This window comes from Streptomyces sp. SID1328 (genome assembly GCF_009865595.1).
Classification (GTDB): domain Bacteria; phylum Actinomycetota; class Actinomycetes; order Streptomycetales; family Streptomycetaceae; genus Streptomyces; species Streptomyces griseoluteus.
Genome location: NZ_WWKH01000589.1, coordinates 1 through 7,877 on the forward strand (window position 1 = coordinate 1; position 7,877 = coordinate 7,877).

At 70.6% G+C, this 7,877-nt stretch carries 5 protein-coding genes; 1 reads left to right on the forward strand and 4 read right to left on the reverse strand.

Going from position 1 to position 7,877, the window contains the following annotated elements; genetic code table 11:
* Positions 1-303: 303 nt before the first annotated feature.
* The 4 genes from GT030_RS18760 to GT030_RS18775 form a co-directional block, all read right to left on the reverse strand.
* Entirely contained in the window at positions 304-1,137 is an 834-nt protein-coding gene (locus GT030_RS18760) for an S-methyl-5'-thioadenosine phosphorylase (protein ID WP_161202073.1), read from the reverse strand.
* A 108-nt stretch (positions 1,138-1,245) separates the two neighbouring features.
* Complete coding sequence (locus tag GT030_RS18765) at positions 1,246-1,548, reverse strand: FmdB family zinc ribbon protein (RefSeq protein ID WP_161202074.1); 303 nt, start codon at positions 1,546-1,548, stop codon at positions 1,246-1,248.
* A gap of 67 nt (positions 1,549-1,615) precedes the next feature.
* Positions 1,616-2,902, reverse strand: a complete 1,287-nt coding sequence (locus GT030_RS18770; protein WP_161202075.1) for an MFS transporter — start codon at positions 2,900-2,902, stop codon at positions 1,616-1,618.
* A gap of 222 nt (positions 2,903-3,124) precedes the next feature.
* Positions 3,125-4,654: a potassium/proton antiporter gene (locus tag GT030_RS18775; RefSeq protein WP_346009681.1), complete on the reverse strand. Its 1,530-nt coding sequence runs from the start codon at positions 4,652-4,654 to the stop codon at positions 3,125-3,127.
* 246 nt (positions 4,655-4,900) lie between these two features.
* Between GT030_RS18775 and GT030_RS18780 the strand changes: the two genes are divergently transcribed.
* Complete coding sequence (locus tag GT030_RS18780) at positions 4,901-7,741, forward strand: penicillin acylase family protein (RefSeq protein ID WP_161202077.1); 2,841 nt, start codon at positions 4,901-4,903, stop codon at positions 7,739-7,741.
* Positions 7,742-7,877: the final 136 nt, after the last annotated feature.

A 7,877-nucleotide genomic window follows, 5' to 3' on the forward strand; every position in this document is an offset into this window, starting at 1 on the left:
CCGGTACCGCGCCAGCCGCCCCGCCGGTCCCCCACCGCCCCGCACCCGCAGGGGTGGGAAGGAGGGGACCTCACGGGTCGCCGGGGCATCGGTCCCCAGCGGACGTGGCACACGGAAAGCGGGAGCGGGGACGGTGTTCGGGTTCACGGACATCGGGATCACCACCAGTGACGAGGGAACGCTCTGCGATCCCCACGATGACCCGCCCCGCGGAATCCCGCCGGAGCCCGTGGACCACCCACCGGTTGTGGAAAACTCCGTCACCCGAACGAGGAAGCAGCTCCCCAGGGGCCCCAGCGACACCTACGGCAGCGGAATCCCCGGGTCCATCCCCCCGAGCGCCTCCACACACAGACAGTCCCGCTCGCCGGTGGCCGGCAACCCCGCCACCACGTCGAACAGCACCCCCCGCAGCCGGTCCACATTCGCCGCGAACACCCGCAGCACCTCGTCGTGGGACACCCCGTCACCGGTCTCCGCGCCCGCGTCGAGATCGGTGACCAGGGTCAGCGAGGTGTAGCAGAGCTCCAGCTCACGGGCGAGAGCCGCCTCCGGATGCCCGGTCATCCCGACCACCGACCACCCCTGCGCCTGATGCCACAGGGACTCGGCGCGGGTGGAGAAGCGCGGCCCCTCCACCACGACCAGCGTGCCGCCGTCGACCGGGGTCCAGTCCCGCCCCCGGGCCGCCTTCAGCGCCACCCCCCGCCCGGTAGGGCAGTAGGGGTCGGCCAGCGACACATGCACCACGTTGGGGACCGTGCCGTCCGGCAGCGGGAGTCCGTCGAAGTAGGTCTGCTGGCGCGTCTTGGTGCGGTCGACCATCTGGTCCGGCACCAGCAGCGTGCCCGGCCCGTACTCCGGCCGCAGCCCGCCCACCGCGCACGGTCCGAGGACCTGCCGGACGCCCAGCGAACGCAGCGCCCACAGATTGGCCCGGTAGTTGATGCGGTGCGGCGGAAGGTGGTGTCCCCGTCCGTGCCGGGGCAGGAAGGCCACCCGGCGGCCCGCGACCTCGCCCACGAAGACGGAGTCGGAGGGCGCCCCGTAGGGGGTGTCCACCTGTACCTCGGTCACGTCGTCCAGGAACGAGTAGAAGCCCGATCCGCCGATTACGCCGATCTCTGCGTTCGCCATGCCCAGCACCCTAACGGGCCGCCGAAACCGGCCACCAGGACCACCCGCGCGCACCCACGCCGAAGACCCCGCCGTCGGATGACGGCAGGGTCCTGAAAGGCTGGGTTCTCAGGCGGCGGAGCCGGCCGAGGACGACGTCGAAGAAGACGACGAGGTGGACGACGACGAAGTCGAGGACTTCGCGTCCGAGGACGACGAAGACGGCTTCGCGGCCGGGCTGCTGCTCGACGACGCACCGCGGGAATCGTTGCGGTAGAAGCCGGAGCCCTTGAAGACAATGCCGACGGCGGAGAACACCTTCTTCAAGGGGCCACCGCAGCTGGGGCACTCGGTCAGGGCGTCGTCGGTGAACTTCTGCACCGCTTCGAGGCCTTCGCCGCAGTCCTTGCACTGGTACTGGTAGGTCGGCACTGTCTTCCTCCTGGCACTCTCACTCAATGAGTGCTAACGATGCTCCATAGTGACGCATTCCCGTGGATCAGTCCACCGTGACCGGCTCGCGGTGACCGACGCCACGCGCCACGGTACGGTTCCGGGCCCGCGCCACCAGCAGGGAACGCAGGGCGACGATCGTCGCCAGCGCCGGTACGGTCCCGGCCATCGGGACCAGGAACCCGGCGCCGTCCCACAGCCGGTCCTCCCATTGTCCCGCCACCGTGACGGCGGCCGCCTGGCCCAGCGCCACCGCGCCCGTCAGCCAGGTGAACGCCTCCGTCCGGGCGCCCACCGGCACCAGGTCCTCCACCAGGGTGTACCCCGTGATCAGCGAGGGCGCGATGCACATGCCGACCAGCAGGCCCAGCCCGGCCAGCAGCGGCACCGAGTGCACCGTCCACAGCGCGGAGGTAGCCAGCGCGAGCGCCGCGTACCCGACCATCAGCCGGCGCCGGGGCGACGACTTCCAGGCGATCGCGCCGCAGACGACCCCGGAGAGCATGTTTCCGGCGGCGAAGACGCCATAGAGGACGCCGTTCAGGCCGGGCTCCCCGATGGACTCGGTGAATGCTGCCAGCGAGACCTGCATCCCGCCGAAGACCGCGCCGATGCCGAGGAACGTCACGATCAGCACCCGTACGCCGGGCACCCGGAGGGCGGACACGCGCGCGTGCGCGGCGTCCTCCGTCTCCTCGCCACGCGGCGGCACCGGCGGCTGCGTACCGCGCTGGGCGGCGAACAGCAGACCGCCGATCAGAGTCAGCGCGGCCTCCGTGACCAGTCCCGCCGACGGGGTGACGGCCGTGCACAGCGCGGTCGCCAGCAGCGGGCCGACGACGAAGGTCAGCTCGTCGGTGACCGACTCGAAGGCCGCCGCCGTGCTCATCAGGGGCGAGCCCTTCAGCCGCGTGCCCCAGCGGGCGCGGACCATCGGGCCGACCTGCGGCACGGAGGCGCCGGTCGGCACCGCCGCCGCGAACAGCGCCCACAGGGGGGCGTGCGCCAGCGCGAGCGCCGTCAGGGTGAGTCCTGCGGCCGTGTGCAGGACGACACCGGGCATCAGCACCGCCCGCTGGCCGTACCGGTCCGCGAGGCGGCCGCTGTACGGCGCGAACAGGGCCATGGAGACGCCGGTGACGGCCGCCGCGGCACCGGCCGCGCCGTACGAGCCGGTGGTGTGCCGCACCAGCAGCACGATGGAGATGGTGAGCATGGCGAACGGCTGACGTGCCGCGAAGCCGGGGACCAGGAAGGTCCACGCGCCCTTCGTGCGCAGCAGTTGTCCGTAACCCGGACGTGCCGACCGCTCGGTGGTGACCGTGGATGCCACGGCCCGTGCCTCTCTTCCGCCTGGTAGCGCGCCCGTGCGGGGGGCACCGAGAGCCGTCCTCTTGCGCGCGGAACTGCGGTAGATACCGGTGGAACTGCTGAGGTCCGGCCGCCATACGGTCGCGCCAGCTCTGCGTCAGACGAATCGGACAGAGTTGGTTCGATCAGATGCCCCGATCGTACAGGTGACCCCCCGCCGCCGGGCCTGTGAGAACCAGCACCCTCAGTGCCGGTGCGCCTTCCCGCTCGTACCCAGCCAGTCGGCCAGCTTGCCGCCCTGGGTGACCGCGCGCAGCCGGCGTTCGGCCTGGTCGCGGACCGGGTCGGTGGCCACCACCAGCAGCTCGTCACCGTGCCGCAGCACGGTCGTGGGGGAGGGCACGAACGACTTGCCGTCCCGGACGACCAGCGTGACGGCGGCGCCCGGCGGCAGCCGCAGCTCGCCCACCTCCACGCCGTTCATCCGGGAGTCGTCCGGGATGGTGAGCGAGAGCAGATGGCCGCGCAGGCGCTCCAGCGGCGCCGACTCGATGCCGAGGTCGGACGCCTCGCCCTCCTCGCCGAGCCGCAGCTTGCGGGCCAGCCAGGGCAGGGTCGGGCCCTGGACCAGGGTGTAGACGACGACCAGCACGAAGACGATGTTGAACAGCCGGCGGCTGCCCTCGACCCCGCTCACCATGGGGATGGTCGCCAGGATGATGGGGACCGCGCCACGCAGCCCCGCCCAGGACATCAGCGCCTGCTCCTGCCACGGCACCCGGAACGGGGTCAGGCTCAGCACCACGCTCAGCGGCCGGGCCGCCATGGTCAGCACCAGTCCGATGATCAGCGCGGGCACCACGTCGTCGCCCAGCTCGTGCGGGGTCACCAGCAGGCCGAGCAGGACGAACATGCCGATCTGCGCGATCCAGCCGAGCCCCTCCGCGAACCCGCGCGTGGCCGGCCAGTGCGGCAGCTTGGCGTTGCCCAGCACCGTGGAGGCCAGATAGACGGCGAGGAAGCCACTGCCGTGGGCCAGCGCGCCGGCCGCGTACGCGGCGACGGCGATGGCCATGACGGCGATCGGGTAGAGACCGGAGGCCGGCAGGGCGACGTGCCTGAGCCCCCAGGAGCCGAGGAAGCCCACCGCGAGACCCAGGGCGGCGCCGATGGCCAGCTCCAGCACGATCTCGGCCAGCAGGATGTACCAGTGCTCCACCGGACCGGCCTGGCAGAAGGCGACGACCAGGATGACCACCGGGGCGTCGTTGAAGCCGGACTCCGCCTCCAGCGTGCCCGTCACCCGCGAGGGGAGCGGGATCTTGCGCAGGACGGAGAACACGGCCGCCGCGTCCGTCGAGGACACCACCGCGCCGATGATGAACGCCTGCCGCCACCCCAGCCCGACCAGATAGTGCGCGCCCGCGGCCGTCGCGCCGACGCTCACCGCGACGCCCACCGTCGCCAGCACGGAGGCGGACGGCAGGGCCGGCCGCACTTCCTTCCACTTCGTGCCGAGACCGCCCTCGGCCAGGATCACGACCAGGGCCGCGTATCCGATGACCTGGGTCAGCTCGGCGTTGTCGAAGTGGATGTTCCCCACGCCGTCGGAGCCCATGAGGACGCCGATCCCGAGGTAGACGAGCAGGCTGGGGAGCCCGCTGCGCGAGGAGATCCGCACGGCCGCGACCGCGACCAGGAGAACCAGCGAACAGGCGAACAGGAGCTGGTTGAGGTGGTGGACAGTCAGCGGCGCATCCCTTCCTTGGCCCACGCGGGGGGCGCACGTGGGCTCGCGTACACAAGACACCGAGGGGCGGCGGACCGCACCCGACTACTTCGTTACCTTACCTAACTCTTGACGCTTCCTTGACGCTCGGGTTGGCAAGATCGAACGCCCGTGCGCGCTGGTTCCCGACTCCGCGTCAAGTGGTTCCGGGGCCTGCGCCTATGGTTGCTCCAGCGCTCATTCAAAGTCACAGCCCCGCCTGCCGCTCGCGTGAGGACAGCAAGGACAGCGATGCCCCCCAACACCACCGCCACATCGGGTGACAAGCCCGGCACGTCCGGCAGGAAGAAGGGGCGCAAAGCCCGACTTGTCGTGATTCTGCTGGTCCTGGCCCTCATCGGAGGCATAGCCTTCGGGGCGTTCTGGTCCATCAGCACGGTGCGTGCCTCCTTCCCGCAGACCAAGGGATCGGTCACGCTCGAGGGCCTCTCCGGCCCCGTCGACGTCAAGCGCGACGGCTACGGCATCCCGCAGATCTACGCCTCCTCCGACGCCGACCTGTTCATGGCCCAGGGCTACGTGCAGGCGCAGGACCGGTTCTACGAGATGGACGTGCGCCGCCATCTCACCTCCGGCCGCCTGTCGGAGATGTTCGGCAGGAGCCAGGTCAAGAACGACGCGTTCCTGCGCACCCTGGGCTGGGACCGGGTGGCGAAGCAGGAGTACGACACCAAGCTGTCGGCCTCCGCGAAGAAGTACCTCCAGGCGTACGCCAAGGGGGTCAACGCCTACCTCAAGGGCAAGAACGGCCAGGACATCTCCCTGGAGTACGCGGCCCTGGGGCTCACCAACGACTACAAGCCCGCCGAGTGGACCCCGGTCGACTCCGTCGCGTGGCTGAAGGCGATGGCCTGGGACCTGCGCGGCAACATGCGCGACGAGACCGACCGCGCCCTGATGACCAGCCGCCTGACCCCGCAGCAGATCCGCGAGCTGTACCCGGACTACCCCTACGACCGGAACAAGCCGATCGTGCGCGAGGGCCAGTACAGCGCGCTGGGCAGGACCTTCCAGCAGGACGGCGCCCCGTCGGGAACCGGCACGGGCACGCAGGGCACCCAGGGTGGCTCGGGGACGACGGGCAACACCGGCACTGGAACTGGCACCGGCACTGGAACTGGCACCGGTACCGGCACCCAGGGCACGGCCGGCACCGCAGGAGGCGCCGGCACCGGCCTCACCGGTCAGCTCACCGGCCTCACCAGGGTCCTCGACGACCTCCCCACCGCCGTCGGCGTCAACGGCCAGGGCATCGGCTCCAACTCCTGGGTCGTCTCCGGCGCGCACACCATCACCGGCAAGCCACTGCTCGCCAATGACCCGCACCTCTCCGCCTCGCTGCCCTCGGTCTGGTACCAGATGGGCCTGCACTGCCGGAACGTCTCCAGCAAGTGCCAGTACGACGTGGCGGGCTACACCTTCGCGGGCATGCCCGGTGTGGTCATCGGCCACAACGGCAGCATCGCCTGGGGCATGACCAACTCCGGCGTCGACGTCAGCGACCTCTACCTGGAGAAGATCTCCGGCGACGGCTACCTCTACGACGGCAAGGTCCGCCCCTTCCGCACCCGCGAGGAGACCATCAAGGTCGCCGGGGGCGCGTCCAAGAAGATCGTCGTACGCCAGACCGCCGACGGCATGCCGCTGCTCTCCGACCGCGACGACGAGCTGGTGGAGGTCGGCCGCAAGGCCGGCGTCGACACCGCCGCGCCCGACCGCGGCGACGGCTACGGCATCGCACTGCGCTGGACCGCGCTCGACCCCGGCACCTCGATGGACGCCGTGTTCGCCATGGACAGGGCGTCCGACTGGACCGGCTTCCGCAAGGCCGCCGCGCTCTTCGACGTGCCGTCCCAGAACCTGATCTACGCCGACTCCGAGAACATCGGCTACACCCTGCCGGGCAAGATCCCCACCCGCGCCACGGGCGACGACGGCTCGGTGCCGGCGCCGGGCTGGGACTCCAAGTACCGCTGGACCGGCTTCCTGGACCAGGACGAGCTGCCGTACGAGTACAACCCGAAGCGCGGCTACATCGTCACCGCCAACCAGGCCGTGGTGGACAAGGACAAGTACCCGTACACCCTCACCACCGACTGGGGTTACGGCACCCGCAGCCAGCGCATCGCCGACCTGATCGAGTCCAAGATCAAGGACGGCGGCAAGGTCTCCACCGACGACATGCGCCAGATGCAGCTCGACAACAGCAGTGAGATCGCCAAGCTGCTGGTGCCCAAGCTGCTGAAGCTGGACCTGGACGACCCCGAGGTCCGCAAGGCGCAGAAGCTGCTGGAGGGCTGGGACTACACCCAGGACGCCGACTCGGCCGCGGCCGCCTACTTCAACGCCGTGTGGCGCAACATCCTCAAGCTCGGCTTCGGCGACAAGCTCCCCAAGGAGCTGCGCGCCAAGAACCAGTGCCTGTGGGTGGAGCGCGCGGGCAGCACCGGCCCGCTGGACGACCGGAGCAAGGTCCGCGAGTGCGGTCAGCGGGACGCCGACCAGGCGCAGCCGGACGGCGGCGACCGCTGGTTCGAGGTCGTGCGCACGCTCATGGACAAGCCGGACAGCCAGTGGTGGCAGGCGCCCAAGTCGGGCAACCGCCCGGCCGCGCACAACCGCGACGAGCTGTTCACCCGCGCCATGATCGACGCCCGCTGGGAGCTGACCGCCAAGCTCGGCAAGGACATCGACACCTGGAGCTGGGGCCGCCTGCACCGGCTGTTCCTGAAGAACCAGACCCTCGGCCTTCAGGGCCCGGAGCTGCTCCAGTACGCGCTCAACCGCGGCCCCTGGAAGCTCAGCGGGGGCGAGGCCACCGTCAACGCCACCGGCTGGAACGCCGCCGGGGGCTACGGGGTGGTGTGGGTGCCGTCGATGCGGATGGTCGTCAACCTGGCCGACCTCGACAAGTCCCGCTGGATCAACCTCAGCGGCGCCTCCGGGCACGCCTTCAACGCCCACTACACCGACCAGACCGACAAGTGGGCCGACGGCGATCTGCTGCCCTGGTCCTTCTCGGCCAAGTCGGTCGAGGGCAGCACGAAGGACACGCTGAACCTGCGGCCGTGAGTCGCTGACGGCGTCAACCGTACGAAGGCCCTCCACGCGCGCGTGGAGGGCCTTCTCGCGTATCAGGGGGCGCTCAGGGGCGCGCGAAACGGCGTACCCCGGCCGGGGTCACCACGGCGTGCACCGGGCGGTCGTG

What these genes read in the sequence shown, in the direction of transcription:
- GT030_RS18760 (WP_161202073.1), bottom strand. Translation starts at nt 1,137, where the DNA reads ATGGCGAACGCAGAGATCGGCGTAATCGGCGGATCGGGCTTCTACTCG.
- GT030_RS18780 (WP_161202077.1), top strand. Translation starts at nt 4,901, where the DNA reads ATGCCCCCCAACACCACCGCCACATCGGGTGACAAGCCCGGCACGTCC.